We start from the raw sequence: 17,129 nt of genomic DNA, 5'->3' as shown, positions 1-17,129 counted from the left end.
ACGCGCGCTGCGGGGAGTCAGACGCTGCCGGCGGGGCCGGCCGGCGCCTCCGGAGTGGTTCCCATGACCCGCTTCATCGACAGGAGTTCGGTGAACCCGGCGCGGCGCGCGAAGCGCACCTTCCGGCGCTCGTACACCGTGAACCCGAGCTTCGAGTAGACGGCGAGCGCCGGCGCGTTCGTGTCTTTGATGTCTTCGAGCACGAACTCGCGGTAGCCCGGCAGCGCGAGGAGGTGTCGCAGCAGGGCGGTCGCGACGCCGCGGCCCTGATACTCCGGTTCGGTCGCGACGAAGCCGATCTCGCCGCGTCCGGGCGCCGCCGCGTCGGAGGGCTTCATGAACCAGCTGCGGATCACGACGTAGCACAGGAGCCCCCGGACGGGTCCGAGATGGCGGCGGATCTCGCGCCGATCGGGGCGGAAGAGCATCTGGTCGCCCTCGGTGAGCGACGCGAGGCCGGCGGGCTCACCGCCGACGAGGGCGACGTGGAACCGCTCCAGAATCAGCATGTGCTCGAAGGCGTCGGCCAGTCTGACGGTGTCCTTCGAGAACGCGACGAAGTCCGGCGCGAAGCTGCGCACGTACACCTCGGTGACGCGGCGCCGGAAGCCCTCGCCCAGCACGTCACCGCGCTCGACGACGACCTCGGTCTGTGCCATCCCGTCTTCCGCGGCCACTGATCACCGGACCATCCGCGCGTCCACGAGCGTGGGTGCGCCGGGGTACGTCTGCTCGGGACCGTCGAACTCGAATCCGTTCCGGCGGTAGAACGCGATCGCGCGGGGGTTCTCCTTCGCGACCCACAGCACCGCGGGCTCGTCGCCGAGCACCTCGTCGAGCAGCGCCTGCCCGACGCCGCGACCGTGCGCCGCCGCGAGCACGTAGAGCATGTAGAGCTGTCTCTCGCGGGGCGGCTGCTCCTCTCCCTGCGGGGTGCTCGCGGCCGACAGCGCCAGTCCGATGATCCGTCCGTCCTCTTCGGCGATGCGCATGCGCCGGTCGCGGGGGCTCTCGAGCAGTCGCGCCCACATGCGGTGACGATCCTCGACCCATGCGGCGTCGAAGTAGTCCTCGGGCAGGAGGTTCGTGTACGTCTCCTGCCAGGTGATGACGTGGAGGTCTGCGATGTCGGCCGCATCCTCCGGCTCGGGCACGCGCACGGTGAACGTCATGTCGTCATCCTGCCAGCCCGGACTCATCCCGACGTTCTGAACGCCTCGAAGAAGCGGTCGCGGAAGGCGTCCATCCGCCAGACCGGAGCGGTCTCGCGCGGGCGGAGGCCGGCATCCCACCGCCAACCCTCGATCTCGGCGAACACGGCATGGTCCTTCGCGATGATGCTTACCGGAACATCGCGGCCGGCATCCTCCCCGCTCACGATGGCGCCGGGCTGATGGTCGCCCAGCGCGATGACCACGAGGTCGGAATCGTCGACGTGGTCGAGGAACGCCAGCAGCGAGCCGAGCGCGTACTCGACCGAGAGGCCGTAGAAGCGCCGGACCTCGGCCGGTTCTCCCCAGATGTCGGCGGTCGTCGGGCTGAGAGCCTGCTGGCGGTCGTACACGGAGCCATCGCCGATCTGATCCCACGGCACGAGCTGCGGCAGCGGTACCCACGGCGTGTGGGACGACACCAGATCGATCTCCGCCATCACCGGGCGGTCGGCCTCGGCGAGGACGCGGTCGGCGAAGTGCTTGAGCGTGTACTGGTCGGGGATGCGGGCGTAGCCGAACGACGGGCCGCGGTAGCCGACGTTGGTCGAATCCAGCATCACGTCGTAGCCGTAGAACGCCGCGCCGGCGTCCCACGGGCGCGTGTTGGAGGGCACATCGCTGACGGTGTGCCAGCCGGCGCGGCCGAACGCGGAGCTGAGAGTCAGGCGGTCACTGCGCACCAGCTGGTCGTACACAGTCTGCGAGTCGGCCCAGATACCCGACTGCAGCGTCGCGTGGGCGAGCCAGCTGGCGCCGCCGAAGCTGGGCGACGTGAGCCACGCACTCTCGACCCGGTAGCCGTCCGCCGCGAGCTCCTCCTCGCCGCGTCGCAGCACCTCGCGTACGCCGTCGGCGAACGGCCCGCCCTCGATCGCCACCCGCCCGTAGCTCTCGACGAACACGACGACGACATGCTTGCCCCGGAGCGCTGTCAGCAGCGTGGCCGGGTGGTCGTCCGCGAATGGATCGGCGGCGATCTGACGCGCCACGGCCGCGCGTGTCTCCAGCGCCGACACGGTTCGCGAGACGGCCGATCCGATGGATCGAGCGGATGCCGCGGCCGCCGCCGGATCGGTCACGCCGAGCGGCGCCGCGACCGCGGCGATCGCCACCCAGCCCGCTGTCACCGCCGCGAGCGCGGCGCGGCCGCGGCGCGGATCGCCGCGCACGAGCGCGTCCACGCGCAGCGCCGACCAGGCGAGGGCCGCGGAACCCGCCACGATGAGCGCCGCCCCTGCGGTGAAGAGGAGGCTCGCGAGCGCGGGTCCGATCGCCGCCGCGACGACGCCGTACGCGTCGCCGAGCTGCGGCCAGTCGAGCAGGACGAAGTGGAGGCCGAGCGCGGCCTCGTACCCGTAGTCGATCCCGGCGAGCAGCACTGCGATGCCCACGAACGCCCCGAAGGCGGTCGCGAGCGCGATGCGCGACATCCGCCATGGCACGAGCACCAGGATCAGGAGGATGAGGATCGACTCGACCGGTATGCGGGCCAGATCCCAGAGCGATCCGCTCGCGAAGACTCCGGGAACCAGCGGCAGCGTGATCAGCACGACGATCGCGCACGCGCTCGCGAGGCGGCGGCGCCAGGTCGGCCCTTCGCGGCGCGCGGCGATCACGGCCGTTCGGCGGCGACGGTCTCCCAGCCGGCGTCGGAGTTCCGGCCGTCGCCGTTCCGGCTGCCGAAGCGCTCCGAGAGGGCGTAGCGCAGCAGCACGACGTCGCCGATCTGCAGCGTCTCGGCCAGGCGCGCTCGGCGATGCGCCGTCCACGGGAACTCCCCCGGCCGGACGACGCGCGGGGCACCGGCTTCGCCGACGAAGAACGGCGCGATCACGAGGTGCAGCTCGTCCACGAGGTCGGCGCCGAGGAACTGCGTGAGCACGGAGCCGCCACCCTCGACCATGAGGCTGCGCACGCCGTGGTTCGCGGCGAGGTCGTCGAGGAGCGCGCTCATCGTCACGCAGTCCTCGCCGAGGCCGACCACGACGGCGCGGTCGCCCAGGCGCTCCTGGAGCGACGGCGCGCGCTCGACCGGGCAGTACACGATGCGCGGCCCGTCGCCCGCTGTGAAGAACGCGGCCTCCGGCGCGAGTTCCCCGCTCGCGGTCACCGTCACCTTGGCCGGCGATTCGCGGCGGCCCGAGGCCAGCCGGTGCTCGCGCCTCGCGGCATCGCGCACCAGCAGGCGCGGATTGTCGCGCCGCACGGTGGAGGCGCCGACCATGATCGCGTCATGGTCGGCGCGCACGGCGTCGACCCTGTCGAGGTCGTCGGCGTTCGACATCGCGAGCCGGTGCGGTTCGGCGCTGTCGAGGTAGCCGTCGATCGACATCGCGCAGCTCAGCGTGACGTACGGTCGCTCGCTCATGCGGTTCTCCTCTTCCCGATGATGCCCTTCGGCGTGAGCGAACGGAAGCGGCCCGCCAGCAGCGCCAGCACGCCGGGCGCGACGGCGAGCGCGGTGAGGACGCCGAAGGAGGCGGAGACGGCGAGCCCGGCGCCTGCACCGAGCCCTGCGAGCGCGAACGCGGAGGCTGCCACCGCCTCGCGGGGGCCCCATCCGCCCGCGTTCAGCGGGATTGCGGCGGCGGCGAGCACGACGAGCGCCACGATCGCGAGCTCGTGCGGCGCTGCGGAGACCCCGACGGCGAGCCCGGCGACGACGAAGGTTCCGGTGTGCGCGGCGAGCACCACGATCGAAGCCACGACGATCGCGGTCAGCTCGACCGGCCGCGCGAGAAGGGGTCGCAGCATCCGGTACTCCCGCCGCAGGAGCGCGCGTCCGGGGCGGCTGGCGGCGACCGCGGCCACGATCGCCACCAGCAGCGCGATCAGCGCGACGGTGGCCGTCACCAGCGGCGCCAGCGGCGACGCGAGCCCGAGCGACAGCAGCACGGCGAGGGTCACCACGAGCTGCACGAGCTGCCCGGCGACGCGCTCGGCGACGACCGCGCGCGCCGCGCGGCCGGCATCGTCGTGCCGCCGCCCGTGATCATAGGCGCGGTGGATGTCGCCTGCCACGCCGCCCGGGAGGACGGTATTGAGGAACTGGGACCGGTAGTACGCCGTGAAGGCCTCTCCCCACCCAAGCCGCAGGCCGAAGCGCGCGGAGACGATGCGCCAGCGCCACGCCGCCGCCGTCGTCGCGACGGCGGTGAGCACGGCCGCCGCGAGGATCGTCGTGGGCGAGATCGCCGCCAGGCCCACGGCGAAGGGCTCGGCGCCCACGACCGCGATCGTTCCGGCCACGACGCCCAATGCCGCGGCGATCCGCATCCCGGACCGCACGCGCAACGGGATCCGGCTCACCCCGGCCACGCCAGCAGGTCCTCGTGCGAGACGGTCACCCGCAGCCGGCCGGCGGCGGACTGGGCGAGACGGCCGCGCAGGTACTCCCCCGCCGGCTCCGCCAAGTCGGGGCGGTGCGCCACCGCTGCGCCCACCCAGCCGTCGAGCCACTGCGCAGCCAGCGCGCGCTCCGACGGCCGGAGGCGCCAGGGCGTGGCCGCTCGGCGGACGCGCCAGCCGGCGTCGGCGAAGAGCGCCGCGACCACCGCGACGGCATCGGGTCCCAGCATCCGTCGTCCCTCGGTGTCGCGTCGCTGATGGTCGTTGAACGCGGCGGCGATGGCGCCTTCCAGTTCCTGGTGCCGGGCCGACGGCCGTACGCGCACGCTGCCCGTGACCGTGAGGCTGAAGAGCACGGGGGCTCCGGCTGCGATGCACGCCGCCAGGACGTGAGCGGCTTCGGCTTCGGTGACGACGTCGAGGAGAGCGGATGCCGCGACCGCCGCGGCGCCCTCGAACGCGTCGCGGGGCAGGTGCTCGAGGTCTTCCACCACGACCTCGGAGTCGATGTGCTCGACGTCCCCGTCGACCACGGCGCGGAGGTCGAGGTGCTCGAGGATGTCGGCATCGCCGTCGCGCAGCACCCATCGCTGCGGGCCGGGGAGGCGCGGGGCGAGCCACCGGGTCATCGACCCGGTGCCGGCGCCGAGGTCGTGCAGCAGCAGGGGCGCGGAGGACGCGTGGCGGTTCACAAGGCCGGCGAGCTCGTCCGCGAGGTCCGCGGAGCGCGCGGCGTCGTCGGCGGGCGCGCGCAGGGCGAGCCAGCCGGGGGTGGCCGTGGAGATCGAGGTCATGCCGCCTCCAGCACCTCGGCGACAGCTGCCACCGTCCGCGCCCAGGTCGGCAGCGTCGGACGCACGGCGAGGGCTTCGCGGCGGAGCCGGTCGCGCAGCGCGGCATCCGTCATCCACGAGCGCAGCGCCCCAGCGAGCGCGGGGGCGTCGCCCGGCGCGACGAGCAGTCCGCCGCCGCCGGCGAGCGTGTCGGGAATGCCGCCGGCCTCGGCGGCCACGACGGGGAGTCCCCACGCTCGCGCGTCGGCGATCGCCATGCCCGACGCCTCGACGCGCGACGGCGCCACGAGCAGCGCGCTGCGGCGGTACTCGTCCGCGAGGGCGTCGTCACCCAGCGCCCCCCGCAGCCGCACTCGCCCGCCGAAGCCTCGGGCGGCGCGGGCGATCGCCGCGGCGTACTCGGGATACGTCTCCTCCGAGCCGACCATCGCGCAGGTCCAGTCCCGCCGGTCGAGCTGTCCGAGGGCCGCGAGCAGTGTGTCCTGGCCCTTGTGCGGCGCGATGACGCCGACGCACAGCAGGTCGCCGTCCGAGCGCGGCTGCGCGACATCGCGCGGCTCGGCTCCCGGCCTCGCGACCGCGATCCGATCGGGCTCGGCCAGTCCGCGGCGGGCGAGCTCATCGGCGGTCCATCTGCTCGTGGTGATCACGCCGAGCGCCGCCGCGCACGCCCGGCGCTCGGCCTCGACCGCGGCGTCCGTCGCATCGGGGAACGCCGCCACCAGCATGTGCGCGAGCACGACCAGCCTCACCCGCGTCGCCGCCTCTTCGACCGCGTCGGGCGCCCACCCCGCCACGAGTCCGTCGACGAGCACGAGTCCGCCGTCGGATGCGTCGCGGAGAGCGGATGCCGCAGCCCCCGCATCCGCCGCCTCGATGGTGGTCACGGCCCAGCCTCCGTCGCGGAGACCGTCGCGGATCTTCCGGTCGTAGACGTTGCCGCCGCTCACACGACGGGGATCGTCGACCCCGGCGGGGACCACGAAGCGGACAGACGGGCCACCGGTCATAAGGACACCTCGTAGGACGCCCATGCGACATGCGACTCGTGCAGGGTCACGACGATGCCGCTGAGGCTGTCCCGGCCGAGCGCGCCGGTCCGGGCCCGCTCGGCGAGGCGGTCGCCGATGATCTGGCAGAGCCGCTCGGTGGTGGTGTTCACCCCCTGCAGCTCGGGCTCGTCGTCGAGGTTGCGGTAGGTGAGCGCGCCGACGATCTCGCGGAGCGCGTCGCCGGCGCGGCCGATGTCGACGACGATCCCGTCGTCGTCGAGCGCCTCAGCGCGGAACGTCGCGTCCACAAGGTAGGTAGCGCCGTGCAGCTGCTGCGCCGGTCCGAACACGTCACCCTTGAGGCTGTGCGCGATCATCAGGTGGTCCCGGACGGTCAGGCTGAAGCTCATGCGGCACTCCAATCGATCGTGTGGCAGAGCCCGCCGGCCGTTCCCGCAGCGAGGGCGGCAGTGACCTCCGGCAGCTGTCTCCATGATGAGCCGCCGCCCATCAGCGCGTCGAGGGCTGGATCTTCCAGCAGGCGAAGCGCTAGGGTCAGCCGGTCGCGCGTCGTGCGGCGAGCACGCCGTGGGGTCGCGACAGCACCGACTTGACTCGCGCGGATCGTGATCCTGCGCGAGTGGAAGTCCGCGCCGAGCTCCAGGGGGACGGCGCCGCTGCCGAACCAGCTGGCGACCACCACCTCCCCGTCGTCCGGCGCCAACCGCAGCGCCAGCTGCAGACCGGCGCCGCTGCCACTGGCCTCGATGACCACGTCCGCGTCCGGGGGCGCGGCCTCGGGGGCTGCGAACGCGACGCCCAGCCGCTCAGCCATGGCGGCTTTTCCCGCGTCGACGTCGACGAGCGTGACCTCGGTGCCCGCAATGCCGCGCGCCAGGCGCGCGATCGCGCCGCCGATCATCCCCGCCCCCACGACGGTCACCCGGTCGCCGACCATCGCGCCGGCATCCCACAGCACGTTGACCGCAGTCTCGACCGCGCCGGCAAGTACGGCCCGCCGGGGCGGCACGGACTCGGGGACGGCGACGAGCGCATCGGCGGGGACCACGAAGCGGGATTGATGCGGGAACAGGGCGAAGACTGTGCGTCCCTGCAGCGATCGCGGGCCGCTCTCCACGGTGCCGACGTTGAGATAGCCGTACTTGACCGGGAACGGGAAGTCACCGGCCTGGAAGGGCGCCCGCATGCGCGCATGCTCCGAGGGGGGAACCTCGCCGCGGGCCACCAGCCCCTCGGTCCCTCGGCTCACGCCGGTCCACAGCGTCCGCACGGCGGCCTCGTCGGCAGCCGGCTCACGGATGTTCTCAGACCGGAATTCGCCCTGACCGGGACCGACGGTCCACCACGCGATCGCGGCATCCGGATCCTCGGTGTGAACTCCGGCGGGTACCTTCGTCGTGTTCCCGGTGACCGCCATAGGGACTAAACGGAGCGCACATGAGAAAAGTTCAGTGGATGCCGTGGTGGTGGGTGGCGGCCGGGTGCGCGGGCCTGCTCGTCGTCGGGCGCTTCGTGGCGCTGTCGCCGGTGGCGTGGGCGGCGGGCGTCGGATACCTCGTCGTCTCGACGGTGCTCCTGGCTCTCGGCCTGCGTCGCCGGCGAGCGGAGCGATTCGGAGCCGCCAACGCCGTCACCGCGACGCGGTCGGCGCTCGTGGGGATCATCACCGCGCTGGTCGTCGCATCGTTCGACGGCGCGACGGCCACGGTCCTGCTGGTGACCCTCGCCGCCGTCGCGCTCGCGCTCGACGGAGTCGATGGCTTCGTCGCGCGGCGCACGTCGAGCCAGAGCGAGCTGGGCGCCCGCTTCGACATGGAGGTGGACGCGTATCTCCTCCTGGTGCTCTGCGTATACGACGTGCGCCTGGTCGGGTGGTGGGTGCTCGTCATCGGCCTGCTGCGCTACGCCTTCGTGGTCGCCGGCTGGCTGCTGCCGTGGATGCAGCACCCGCTCCCGCCGCGCTACTGGCGCAAGGTGGTGACCGCCCTGTGCGGCGTCGCCCTCACGATCGTCGCGGCCCAGGTCCTGCCCGAGGCGGGCAACATCGCCGTCGCCGCGGTCGCGCTCATCGTGGTGCTCGAATCGTTCGGCCGCGACGTGCTGTGGCTGGTGCGGTTGAACCGCCGCGGCCCGGCGCTCGTTTCCCTGAAGAAGGCGTCGACCACCTCACCGCACCAAGAGAGCAGGTAGACCCATGACCGAAACGAGCCGCGCTCTGTGGATCATGCGCATCCTCAGCGCCGTCGCCCTTGTCGCCGCCGGCGGCATCCATCTGTTCCTCGTCTTCAACGGCGTCGGCGGGATCCTCGGCGTCTTCTTCGTCCTCAACGCCATCGCGGCGCTCGTCCTCGCGATCGGGATGCTCGTGCTGCACGGCCGGCTGCTCCAGGCCACGACCGTGCTCAGCCTGCTGTTCCTGATCGCGACGCTCGGGGCCCTCGTCCTGGCGTTGACGGTGGGGCTCTTCGGCATCCACCAGGACTGGAACTTCACCCTCGTGCCCGAGACGGTCATCATCGAATCTCTCGGCATCGTCATCCTCGCCGTCACCACCGTGATGGTGATGCGGCTGCAGCCGGAGACGCGCGGCGCAGTGCGGCGGGGCGTCTGAGCTGAGCCCGCGCACCGCCCCGCCACGGAATGCCGTGGCGGGGCGGTGCTCCGTTCGGGATCTCAGGCGCGCGTGGAGACCCGGTCTGCGGCGAGCTTCTCCTCGTCGAGGCGGTCGAGCTCGTGCAGCGACGAACCCTTCGTCTCGCGCATCGAGATGACTGCGATCAGCGTGACGCCCGCGGCGATCGCGAGGTAGACCGCGACCGGGATGTACGAGCCGTACTCCCGCAGCAGCGCCGTCGCGATGATCGGCGCGAGCGAGCCCGCGACGATCGAGGTCACCTGGTAGCCCAGCGAGACGCCCGAGTAGCGCATGCGCGTGGGGAACATCTCCGACATGATCGCCGGCTGCGGCGCATACATGAAGGCGTGGATGAACAGGCCGAGGCAGATCGCCGCGACGATGATCGCCGGGTTGCGCGTGTCGAACATCGGGAACGCGACGAAGCCCCACGCGGCTGCCCCGAGCGTGCCGATCAGGTACACCGGCTTGCGGCCGAGCCGATCGGTGAGCCCGCCGATGAGCGGGATCACGGTCATGTGGACGATGTGGGCGATGACCAGCAGCCCGAGGATCTCGGCCGTGTCGACCTCGAGCGCCACCGCGAGATACGTGATCGAGAAGGTCACGACGAGGTAGTACATGATGTTCTCGGCGAACCGGAGCCCCATCGCCGTGAGCACGCCGCGCGGGTAGCGCTTGAGGACCTCGAGCACGCCGTACCGGGCCGCCTTGGAGCTCTCGATCTGCTTCTGCACCTCGACGAAGATCGGCGCGTCGGTGACGCGCGTGCGCACGTAGTAGCCGATCGCGACGATCACCACCGACAGCCAGAACCCGATACGCCAGCCCCAGGCGAGGAACTGCTCCTCGCTGAGCGTGCGGCTGAGGACGAGGAGAACCACCGTTGCGAGCAGGTTGCCGATGGGCACCGCGGCCTGCGGCCACGACGCCCAGAAGCCGCGCGTCTTGTCGGGCGAGTGCTCGGAGACGAGCAGCACCGCTCCGCCCCACTCTCCGCCGACCGCGAAACCCTGCGCGAAGCGCAGCGCCACCAGGAGCGCGGGCGCCCAGTAGCCGATCGCGTCGAACGTCGGCAGGCAGCCCATGACGAACGTGGCCACGCCCACGAGGATGATCGCGAACTGGAGCAGCTTCTTGCGACCGTACTTGTCGCCGAAGTGCCCGAACACGATGCCGCCGAGCGGGCGCGCGACGAACCCGACGGCGTATGTCACGAACGCCGCGATGATCGGCGCATACGGGTCGTCCGACGGCGGGAACATGATCTTGTTGAACACGAGCGTCGCCGCCGTGGCGTAGAGGAAGAACTCGTACCACTCGACGACCGTGCCGGCCATCGACGCGGTGACGACGCGTCGCAGACTCGACTGCCTCATCGGCGCGTCGGATGCGGGTGCTGTTGATGCCATGCGCTGGACCTCCTTGTAGAGCGCGTGAGCGGCCGAAAAGCCGCACTGCGCGACCATACCTGACGCACGATTCAGGTCTCAAGGGCCTGGACGACAACGAAGGCGAGAAGATCGGCGGATCTTCACGCCGGCGAGCGCCGGCACCCACCGACGCCCACTCCGGCCGGCGACGACCGCGGCCGCCTCAGTCCCAGGCGGCCACCAGGGTCCAGTGACCCTCCACCTCCTCGACGTCCATGACGCGCGTGCGGTGATCGACATCGCTGCGGGCCGTGAAGCGCCAGCTCTGGAACAGCCGGCCGCCGTCGGACCGCGTCGGGGTGTCGATGATGCGCCAGCGCTCGCCCTCGACCACGAGCCTCGCCGGGCGGCCGTGCTCGCACCACACCTGGACATCTCCGCGTGTCTTCATCTTCACGTTGGCCTCCTCATTCGAATCTATGTTCGATAGTAGGCATTCGCCGAGGCGTTGTGCAAGGGCGGGATCCGCGACCAGGCTCAGCGCAGGTACGCGTCGACGAGCAGCGGCCCGCGGATCTCGCGGAACGCGTCGAGCAGCCGCTCCCGGCCGCGCTTCGTCCACGACGCCAGCTGCAGGTCGTACGGCCCGAGAGGCTCCAGCTTGCCCGTGCGCAGCCGCACGACCTCCCACCCCGACGCCCGCACCGCACGGTCCTTCCGCCGGTCGACGTCTTCGCGCCTGCCCACGTGCTCCAAGCCGTGCTTGCCCACGGTGTCGTACTCGACCGCGATGCGCAGCTCAGGCAGAAGGATGTCGGGCCACACCTCGAGATGATCGAAGAACGGTCGCGCCGTCCTGATCGCGTTGCATCCCGTCGTGACAGCGAGGCTCTCGAAGATGTCGGATCGCAGGCGAGCCTCGGCGGCGGAGGCGGGCTTGGGCGCACAGACGCTCGAGAACGCCTCACCCACAGGCAGGTCGGGCGTCTTGGAACACAGTCTGCGCGACGGCTTGCCCCGCCGGGGCGCCTCAGCGGCGGGCGCGCCCGCACTCACCCTCGGAGGTCGCGCCAGAGTGGAGCACTCGGGGCACCACGCCGACCGTCGACGCTCGCGGCCGGGGCGGGCACGCTGCTCCGAGGGCGTCGCGGCGAAGCGGTGGCCGGCCTCGCACTCCCACAGCAGCAGCACGTCGGCCGCCGGGGGGATCTGCGTCAGGGTGATCCCGGCGTTGAGCTCCGGGTGATACTGACGGACCAGAGCGGGGTAGGACGCCCACGCCGACCGGTAAGCCCCGATCTGGTAGGGCACCTCGGCGCCCTTGGAGAACTGGCGTCGCGCCCACCACAACTCCACCCGCTCCGCCATGCGCGCACTCTATGCGGGACCGACGACATCGACCCGGGCGCACGTTCGTCCGTACGCGGGCGCACGTGCGCGCGCCCTCGGCGCCCGGGACCACGCGCCCGAGCGCGTAACCACACGCCCGGGCCGACGACCTCAGCCCTCTGTGCGCCCCACGGCCGCGGCGACCTCACGGTGCAGCGCGTCGTGATCCTCGGTCGTCAGGGCCTCGTCGCCGGCGAACGTGTAGGGCGCCCCGACTCCGGTGTCGATGAACGACTTGAGGCTGCCGTTCACGAACATGCTCCAGGCGTTCGAGCACACTTCGTAGCACTCGTCCTCGGGCGCCAGCCCGTCGTGGGTGAACGTGATCCGCGCGCCGGCGCCCTGCTCCTCGATCTCGAACCGGACGCTCGTGCCGGTCCACTCCAGATGGTCCGCGACGAAGTCCAGATAGCTCCCGGTCACCCGCCACACGATCCGGCGGCCCGGCTCGAGCTCCATCACCTGGAAGCCGCTGTAGTGCAGTCCGGGGACGACGTACACGAACTCGTCGCCGACGGTCGTCGTCGTCCCGGTGATCCGGCCCCACCAGCCGGCGACGTCGTTGATCGCGTCGAACGCCTGCTGTCCCGTGGCGTCCACGGTGATCGTGGTCGTGAAGTCCGCCATGTCAGTGCTCCTTTGCTCGCCCTCGGAGAGGGCATAACTTGCGTGATGCAAGCGACCTTAGACCCGTGGACTTGCATCACGCAAGTGTTAGGCTCGATCCATGCTGGGCAAGACGTACGACTCGCAGGTGTGCTCGATCGCCCGATCGCTCGAGCTCGTGGGAGAGCGATGGAGCCTGCTCATCATCCGCGACGCGCTGTTCGCGGGCGTGACGCGGTTCGGCGACTTCCAGCACAACCTCGGGATCGCGACCAACGTGCTCTCCTCCCGGCTGGAGGCCTTCGTCGCCACGGGGATCATGGCCCGCGAAGGCGCAGCGGACTACGTGCTCACGGGTAAAGGCCATGCCCTGGCGGTGGCGCTCATCGCCCTCACCGAGTGGGGCGACGACTGGGCGTCGCCGATCGATCCGCCGATCCTGTACCGTCACTCCGCGTGCGACAGCGCCGTGCACGCCCAGGCGGTGTGCGACCGGTGCGGCACCGTCACCGCCGACGAGGTCGCGATCCGCATCGGACCCGGCATGCCGGCGGAGTACCTGGCGAACCGCCGAGGCGGCGATCGCGCGCGCTCCTGACGGGTGCCCCCGCGCGAGTCGTACGCTGGCACTGTGCCGACGGAAGGATTCGCGGTGTCCACTGACGACCACCACTCGTGGCAGCCCCACGTCCCAGCCCCCGGCGAGCCGAGCATCCCCGAGCTCGAGGAGGACGAGACGATCGCCCCGCGCCCCGAGGAGGAGATCGCCGATGTGCTCCGCGCGGAGCCCGACGTCCGAGACCACACCGCCGACACCCGGGAGGAATCGGCGTCTTAGCGCGGCACCGGGCGCCGCAGCTGAGGCGGCGGGGCGCCCTCCTCCCCCGCGGGAGTCAGCCTGCAGCGCCTCCGGCATCCCCGGCCCACGAGTCGACCAGCCCGTGCCGGTGGGCCAGGATCACGGCCTGGACGCGATCGCGGGCGCCGACCTTGGCGAGCACGCGGCCGACGTGGGTCTTCACAGTGGACTCGCTGAGGAAGAGGTGCTGCGCGATCTCCGCATTGGTGAGCCCCTCGGCGATCGCGTGGAGCACCTCGCGCTCCCGCTCGGTGAGCTCGCCCAGCGGGTCCGGGCCCGCGGGCACGGGCGCCGCATCCCGTCCGGTGCGCGCACGCTCGATCACCCGTCTGGTGACCGCCGGCGCCAGCACCGCGTCGCCGCGGTGCACGGCGCGGATCGCCGTGATCAGCTCGGTGCGCTGAGCGTCTTTGAGCAGGAAGCCGCTGGCTCCGGCATCCAACGCCCCGAACGCGTACTCGTCGAGGTCGAACGTCGTGAGGACGAGCACCCGGGTCGCCGGGTGGGTCTGCACGATGGCGCGGGTGGCGGCGATGCCGTCGGTGCGCGGCATCCGTATGTCCATCAGCACCACGTCGGGGCTGTGACCGGCGACGGCGCTCACCGCTTCGTCACCGTCGGCGGCCTCGCCGACCACCTCGATGTCGGGCTCGGCCTCGAGCACCAGGCGGAAGCCCAGCCGGATCAGCTCCTGATCGTCGACGAGCAGGACGCGGATGCGCTCTGTCACGGTTCACGCTCCTCGGGTGCCGTTGCGGGAAGGGGAAGGGGAAGCTGCGCGCTGACGGTCCAGCGCCTGCCGTCGGCCGGGCCGGCCTCGAGCGTGCCGCCGACGTGAGCGGCTCGCTCCCGGAGTCCTGGGATGCCGTAGCCGCCGCGCGAGCCGGGCTCGGCGCCGGCGACGCCCGACGCGACCCCGTCGTTGGTGACGGAGATGTCCACGGCGGTGCGGCCGACCACCACACGCGCGTCGATGAGGGTGGCGAGCGCCGCGTGGCGCATCGCGTTCGTGAGCGACTCCTGCACGATGCGGGTCGTCGCCAGCCGGATGTCGGCGGGCACGTCGTCGAGGGCGCCCTCGGTGTGGAGCACCACCGGGAAGCCGGCACGCTGGGCCGCCTCGACGGCATCTACGACGGTCGCCGACTCCAAGGGCGCGAGCAGTGCACCGGGACGTGCGTCGGGGTCGCGGAGCACGCCCAGCATGGCGCGCATCTCGGCGAGCGCACCGCGAGCCGTGTCGGCGATCTGCTGCGTCGCCGCCCGCGCGCGCTCGGGATCCGGCGTCGCCGTCGCACCCTCGGCCAGCGCGACGACCACGGTGAGGTTGTGCGAGACGATGTCGTGCATCTCTCGCGCGATGCGGGTGCGCTCGGCCGCGGCGGCGAGCTGCGCCTGCTGGTCGCGCTCGACCAGCAGCTGACGCGAGCGGTCGATGAGGGCCTGCAGATACCGGCGACGGTTGCCCACGTTGGTGCCGAGCAGCCCGCCCACGAGCATCGCCACCACACCCGAGACGAGGGTGGTCACCAGCAGGCTGACCTCCGCGGGAGCGGTGATCACCGCCGCGCCGGTCGAGAGCGCGAACGCGGCGCTCGCGACGCCGAAGGCGATCCAGCATGCGCGGGCGGAGCGATAGGCGGCGACGGCGTAGAGCGCGAAGGCCGGCAGGAGGTGGGTGACCGGCACGAGACTCGGCGGCAGCACCACGGCGGGGAGCACGCACGCCGCGAACACGAGGAGCGGCCGCGTGCGACGCAGCAGCAGCGCCACGCACGCGAGCACGACGAGCACGACCGCGAACCACACCTGCGCGGGTGTGGGCTGCGTCGGGAAGCCCGAGCGGAACGTGGCCGCCGGCAGCGAGAGGAGCAGCGCGATGCCGGCGACGAGAGCGTCGGTGAATCGCGGATGCCGCGCCCAGAAGCGCCGGAGAACGCCGGGCGGCCGGGGCAGCAGCAGCCCGTCGTCGGCGCCGGGAGCGGCACCGACGACGGGCTGGTCGCCTCTGCGGGACATCCGGTCGACTCTACGCGTCACGCATCCCGTGTGCGCAGGACGCCCCACCCGAGGACGAGCGGCACGATCGCCCAGCCCGCGAGCGCGAGGAGCGACGGCAGGACCTCTTCGTTGCCGGGCGAGGTCAGGGTGGCGGCCGCGTTCATCGGCAGGTACTGCCCGAGGTCGACGATCCACTGCCAGCCCTCGCCGGCCATGGAGAAGAGGCTGAACACGATGGGCAGCACGAACAGCACGCCGACCGTGGCGGCGATGGCGCCTGCGCCGTTGCGCACGATGAATCCGAAGCCGAGGCCCAGGAGCGTGAACACGACCATGGAGAGCACGCCGTACGCCAGCGGCACCACGGACTGCGCCGGCTCGGACCAGTCGATGCCCTCGCTGAGGATCGGCGCCGTCGCGGCGATCGCGATCGCGTAGCTGACGACGGTCGTGACCGCCATGAGCGCGGCGACGACCACGGCCTTCGCCAGCACGACCGTGCCGCGCCGCGGCTCCGCCGTGAGGGTCGAGCGGATCATGCCGGTCGAGTACTCGCCCGTGATGACGATCGCTCCGAGGATGCCGGCGACGAGCATGGTGAACTGCGTCGGCGAGAGGATCGCGTTCACCGCGGGGAAGCCCCCGCCGAAGCTCTCGGAGGCTGCCGCGATCATCATCGAGATGCCGATCGACAGCGCCGCGGCGACACCGAGCGACCACCAGGTGGAGCGCAGCGTGACGATCTTGATCGCCTCGCTGCGCAGCACGCGGCCGAAGCTCAGACGGTGGGGGGACGACGAGCCGGCGTGCGAGCGCAGCGCGGGTTCGGTGGCGAGGGTGGTCATGCGATCTCCTTGGACTTGTACTCGACGGCTTCGCCGGTGAGGGCGAGGTAGGCCTCTTCGAGGGAGCCGGTGCGCGGGGTGAGCTCGTGCACGGGGATGCCGAGCGAGGCGGCGAGGTCGCCGAGCGACGCGGCCGTCACGCCGTTGATGTCGGCGAGGCCCGGCTCGGTCGCCGTCACGGTGATGTCGGGGCCGGCGACCGCGGCGACCAGCTCGGTCAGGCGCGGCGAGCGCACGCGGACCGTGTTGCTCGTCCAGGCGCTCACGAGCTCGGACAGCTCCGCGTCGGCGAGCACCTTGCCGCGACCGAGCACGATGACGTGATCGGCCGTCAGCGACATCTCGCTCATGAGGTGGCTCGACAGCAGCACCGTGCGCCCTTCGGCGGCCAGGTGCCGCACGAACTGCCGCACCCAGCGCACCCCCTCCGGGTCCAGGCCGTTCACCGGCTCATCAAGGATCACGGTGTGCGGGTCGCCGAGAAGCGCCGCCGCGATCCCCAGCCGCTGCCCCATGCCGAGCGAGAACTTGCCCGCGCGCTTGTTCGCCACCGGCCCGAGGCCCGTGAGCTCGATGACCTCGTCGACGCGCGCACGGCCGATGCCGTGGGTCGCGGCCATCGCCCGCAGGTGGTTGCGCGCCGAGCGGCCGGTGTGCACCGCCTTGGCGTCCAGCAGGACGCCGACCTCGGTGAGCGGCGCGCGCAACCGGGCGTAAGGCTTGCCGTTCACCGTGACGGTGCCGGCCGTCGGCCGGTCGAGGCCGACGATCATGCGCATCGTCGTGGACTTGCCGGCGCCATTGGGCCCGAGGAACCCCGTGACCTTCCCCGGCTGCACCGTGAAGGAGACCTGCGAGACCGCGGTCTTGTCCCCGAAGCGCTTCGTGAGCTGTTCTGCAACGATCATGCCCTCACGCTAGGGGCGCACTCCTATCCGGCGCGTCCGCCCGCGGGATGACTTCGACGTGACGGGGTGGTACCGCGGTGCCGAGATGACGGATGCCGGAGCCCGCCGCGCGCGCCGGGACGCGGCATCCGTCTCCCTCAGGAC

The 17,129-nt window shown here is 71.9% G+C and carries 21 protein-coding genes; 4 read left to right on the top strand and 17 right to left on the bottom strand.

Going from position 1 to position 17,129, the window contains the following annotated elements:
- Window positions 1–17: 17 nt before the first annotated feature.
- From IM767_RS06190 to IM767_RS06150, 9 genes are read right to left on the bottom strand one after another with little or no spacing between them, the layout of a single operon-like run.
- The gene (locus IM767_RS06190; protein ID WP_109212113.1) at window positions 18–659 is read right to left on the bottom strand and encodes a GNAT family N-acetyltransferase; all 642 of its coding nucleotides are present in this window, start codon (window positions 657–659) and stop codon (window positions 18–20) included.
- A 21-nt stretch (window positions 660–680) separates the two neighbouring features.
- Window positions 681–1,172, bottom strand: coding sequence for a GNAT family N-acetyltransferase (locus IM767_RS06185; RefSeq protein WP_109212114.1), 492 nt, complete (start codon window positions 1,170–1,172; stop codon window positions 681–683).
- Window positions 1,173–1,195: 23 nt separating this feature from the next.
- Complete coding sequence (locus IM767_RS06180; RefSeq protein WP_109212115.1) at window positions 1,196–2,830, bottom strand: LTA synthase family protein; 1,635 nt, start codon at window positions 2,828–2,830, stop codon at window positions 1,196–1,198.
- Window positions 2,827–3,582: a RibD family protein gene (locus IM767_RS06175; RefSeq protein ID WP_109212116.1), complete on the bottom strand. Its 756-nt coding sequence runs from the start codon at window positions 3,580–3,582 to the stop codon at window positions 2,827–2,829. Before IM767_RS06175 ends, IM767_RS06180 begins: the two co-directional genes overlap by 4 nt.
- Complete coding sequence (locus IM767_RS06170) at window positions 3,579–4,532, bottom strand: lysylphosphatidylglycerol synthase domain-containing protein (RefSeq protein WP_162564404.1); 954 nt, start codon at window positions 4,530–4,532, stop codon at window positions 3,579–3,581. The genes IM767_RS06175 and IM767_RS06170 overlap by 4 nt, the downstream gene beginning before the upstream one ends.
- Window positions 4,520–5,356: an SAM-dependent methyltransferase gene (locus IM767_RS06165; RefSeq protein ID WP_109212118.1), complete on the bottom strand. Its 837-nt coding sequence runs from the start codon at window positions 5,354–5,356 to the stop codon at window positions 4,520–4,522. The genes IM767_RS06170 and IM767_RS06165 overlap by 13 nt, the downstream gene beginning before the upstream one ends.
- Window positions 5,353–6,366: a glycosyltransferase family 4 protein gene (locus tag IM767_RS06160; RefSeq protein ID WP_109212119.1), complete on the bottom strand. Its 1,014-nt coding sequence runs from the start codon at window positions 6,364–6,366 to the stop codon at window positions 5,353–5,355. Before IM767_RS06160 ends, IM767_RS06165 begins: the two co-directional genes overlap by 4 nt.
- Window positions 6,363–6,758: a 6-pyruvoyl trahydropterin synthase family protein gene (locus IM767_RS06155; protein WP_109212120.1), complete on the bottom strand. Its 396-nt coding sequence runs from the start codon at window positions 6,756–6,758 to the stop codon at window positions 6,363–6,365. Before IM767_RS06155 ends, IM767_RS06160 begins: the two co-directional genes overlap by 4 nt.
- On the bottom strand, window positions 6,755–7,786 hold the full coding sequence (locus IM767_RS06150) for a zinc-dependent alcohol dehydrogenase (protein WP_109212121.1): 1,032 nt from the start codon (window positions 7,784–7,786) through the stop codon (window positions 6,755–6,757). Before IM767_RS06150 ends, IM767_RS06155 begins: the two co-directional genes overlap by 4 nt.
- A gap of 20 nt (window positions 7,787–7,806) precedes the next feature.
- On the opposite strand from IM767_RS06150, the gene IM767_RS06145 reads away from it, so the two are divergent.
- Both IM767_RS06145 and IM767_RS06140 read left to right on the top strand, forming a co-directional pair.
- Entirely contained in the window at window positions 7,807–8,559 is a 753-nt protein-coding gene (locus IM767_RS06145; RefSeq protein ID WP_109212122.1) for a CDP-alcohol phosphatidyltransferase family protein, read from the top strand.
- A gap of 4 nt (window positions 8,560–8,563) precedes the next feature.
- Entirely contained in the window at window positions 8,564–8,980 is a 417-nt protein-coding gene (locus tag IM767_RS06140) for a hypothetical protein (RefSeq protein ID WP_109212123.1), read from the top strand.
- Between the two features lie 62 nt (window positions 8,981–9,042).
- Here IM767_RS06140 and IM767_RS06135 read toward each other — a convergent pair whose 3' ends face one another.
- The 4 genes from IM767_RS06135 to IM767_RS06120 all read right to left on the bottom strand — a co-directional run bounded on the left by IM767_RS06135 (window position 9,043) and on the right by IM767_RS06120 (window position 12,393).
- Window positions 9,043–10,416: an MFS transporter gene (locus IM767_RS06135; protein WP_109212154.1), complete on the bottom strand. Its 1,374-nt coding sequence runs from the start codon at window positions 10,414–10,416 to the stop codon at window positions 9,043–9,045.
- 184 nt (window positions 10,417–10,600) lie between these two features.
- Window positions 10,601–10,834 (bottom strand): hypothetical protein, encoded by a 234-nt coding sequence (locus IM767_RS06130; RefSeq protein ID WP_109212124.1) that lies wholly within the window; start codon window positions 10,832–10,834, stop codon window positions 10,601–10,603.
- An 80-nt stretch (window positions 10,835–10,914) separates the two neighbouring features.
- Entirely contained in the window at window positions 10,915–11,745 is an 831-nt protein-coding gene (locus IM767_RS06125) for a zinc-ribbon domain-containing protein (RefSeq protein WP_109212125.1), read from the bottom strand.
- A 132-nt stretch (window positions 11,746–11,877) separates the two neighbouring features.
- A complete protein-coding gene (locus tag IM767_RS06120) occupies window positions 11,878–12,393 on the bottom strand; it encodes an SRPBCC domain-containing protein (protein ID WP_109212126.1) in 516 nt (171 codons plus the stop codon).
- Between the two features lie 100 nt (window positions 12,394–12,493).
- Between IM767_RS06120 and IM767_RS06115 the strand changes: the two genes are divergently transcribed.
- Window positions 12,494–12,970 carry a winged helix-turn-helix transcriptional regulator gene (locus IM767_RS06115; RefSeq protein WP_109212127.1) on the top strand — a complete coding sequence of 159 codons (477 nt, stop codon included), beginning with the start codon at window positions 12,494–12,496 and terminating at the stop codon, window positions 12,968–12,970.
- A 54-nt stretch (window positions 12,971–13,024) separates the two neighbouring features.
- Window positions 13,025–13,210 carry a hypothetical protein gene (locus tag IM767_RS06110; protein WP_194398826.1) on the top strand — a complete coding sequence of 62 codons (186 nt, stop codon included), beginning with the start codon at window positions 13,025–13,027 and terminating at the stop codon, window positions 13,208–13,210.
- Between the two features lie 55 nt (window positions 13,211–13,265).
- On the opposite strand, the gene IM767_RS06105 is transcribed toward IM767_RS06110, so the two are convergent.
- Genes IM767_RS06105 through IM767_RS06090 form a run of 4 tightly spaced genes read right to left on the bottom strand, consistent with a single transcriptional unit; the run spans window position 13,266 to window position 16,985 of the window.
- A complete protein-coding gene (locus tag IM767_RS06105) occupies window positions 13,266–13,961 on the bottom strand; it encodes a response regulator transcription factor (RefSeq protein ID WP_109212128.1) in 696 nt (231 codons plus the stop codon).
- Window positions 13,958–15,250: a sensor histidine kinase gene (locus IM767_RS06100; protein ID WP_109212129.1), complete on the bottom strand. Its 1,293-nt coding sequence runs from the start codon at window positions 15,248–15,250 to the stop codon at window positions 13,958–13,960. The genes IM767_RS06105 and IM767_RS06100 overlap by 4 nt, the downstream gene beginning before the upstream one ends.
- Before the next feature lie 17 nt (window positions 15,251–15,267).
- On the bottom strand, window positions 15,268–16,077 hold the full coding sequence (locus IM767_RS06095; RefSeq protein ID WP_109212130.1) for an ABC transporter permease subunit: 810 nt from the start codon (window positions 16,075–16,077) through the stop codon (window positions 15,268–15,270).
- Complete coding sequence (locus tag IM767_RS06090; RefSeq protein WP_109212131.1) at window positions 16,074–16,985, bottom strand: ABC transporter ATP-binding protein; 912 nt, start codon at window positions 16,983–16,985, stop codon at window positions 16,074–16,076. Before IM767_RS06090 ends, IM767_RS06095 begins: the two co-directional genes overlap by 4 nt.
- Window positions 16,986–17,129: the final 144 nt, after the last annotated feature.

The organism is Microbacterium ureisolvens (genome assembly GCF_015278315.1).
Lineage (GTDB): Bacteria > Actinomycetota > Actinomycetes > Actinomycetales > Microbacteriaceae > Microbacterium > Microbacterium ureisolvens.
Note: the sequence above shows the minus strand (reverse complement) of the source record. Positions and strands in the feature narration are given on the sequence as shown.

Excerpts from the sequence above, each read along its gene's own strand:
- IM767_RS06190 (WP_109212113.1), bottom strand. The coding sequence starts at position 659 with ATGGCACAGACCGAGGTCGTCGTCGAGCGCGGTGACGTGCTGGGCGAG.
- IM767_RS06185 (WP_109212114.1), bottom strand. The coding sequence starts at position 1,172 with ATGACGTTCACCGTGCGCGTGCCCGAGCCGGAGGATGCGGCCGACATC.
- IM767_RS06175 (WP_109212116.1), bottom strand. The coding sequence starts at position 3,582 with ATGAGCGAGCGACCGTACGTCACGCTGAGCTGCGCGATGTCGATCGAC.
- IM767_RS06165 (WP_109212118.1), bottom strand. The coding sequence starts at position 5,356 with ATGACCTCGATCTCCACGGCCACCCCCGGCTGGCTCGCCCTGCGCGCG.
- IM767_RS06160 (WP_109212119.1), bottom strand. The coding sequence starts at position 6,366 with ATGACCGGTGGCCCGTCTGTCCGCTTCGTGGTCCCCGCCGGGGTCGAC.
- IM767_RS06155 (WP_109212120.1), bottom strand. The coding sequence starts at position 6,758 with ATGAGCTTCAGCCTGACCGTCCGGGACCACCTGATGATCGCGCACAGC.
- IM767_RS06150 (WP_109212121.1), bottom strand. The coding sequence starts at position 7,786 with ATGGCGGTCACCGGGAACACGACGAAGGTACCCGCCGGAGTTCACACC.
- IM767_RS06145 (WP_109212122.1), top strand. The coding sequence starts at position 7,807 with ATGAGAAAAGTTCAGTGGATGCCGTGGTGGTGGGTGGCGGCCGGGTGC.
- IM767_RS06140 (WP_109212123.1), top strand. The coding sequence starts at position 8,564 with ATGACCGAAACGAGCCGCGCTCTGTGGATCATGCGCATCCTCAGCGCC.
- IM767_RS06135 (WP_109212154.1), bottom strand. The coding sequence starts at position 10,416 with ATGGCATCAACAGCACCCGCATCCGACGCGCCGATGAGGCAGTCGAGT.
- IM767_RS06125 (WP_109212125.1), bottom strand. The coding sequence starts at position 11,745 with ATGGCGGAGCGGGTGGAGTTGTGGTGGGCGCGACGCCAGTTCTCCAAG.
- IM767_RS06120 (WP_109212126.1), bottom strand. The coding sequence starts at position 12,393 with ATGGCGGACTTCACGACCACGATCACCGTGGACGCCACGGGACAGCAG.
- IM767_RS06115 (WP_109212127.1), top strand. The coding sequence starts at position 12,494 with ATGCTGGGCAAGACGTACGACTCGCAGGTGTGCTCGATCGCCCGATCG.
- IM767_RS06100 (WP_109212129.1), bottom strand. The coding sequence starts at position 15,250 with ATGTCCCGCAGAGGCGACCAGCCCGTCGTCGGTGCCGCTCCCGGCGCC.
- IM767_RS06095 (WP_109212130.1), bottom strand. The coding sequence starts at position 16,077 with ATGACCACCCTCGCCACCGAACCCGCGCTGCGCTCGCACGCCGGCTCG.
- IM767_RS06090 (WP_109212131.1), bottom strand. The coding sequence starts at position 16,985 with ATGATCGTTGCAGAACAGCTCACGAAGCGCTTCGGGGACAAGACCGCG.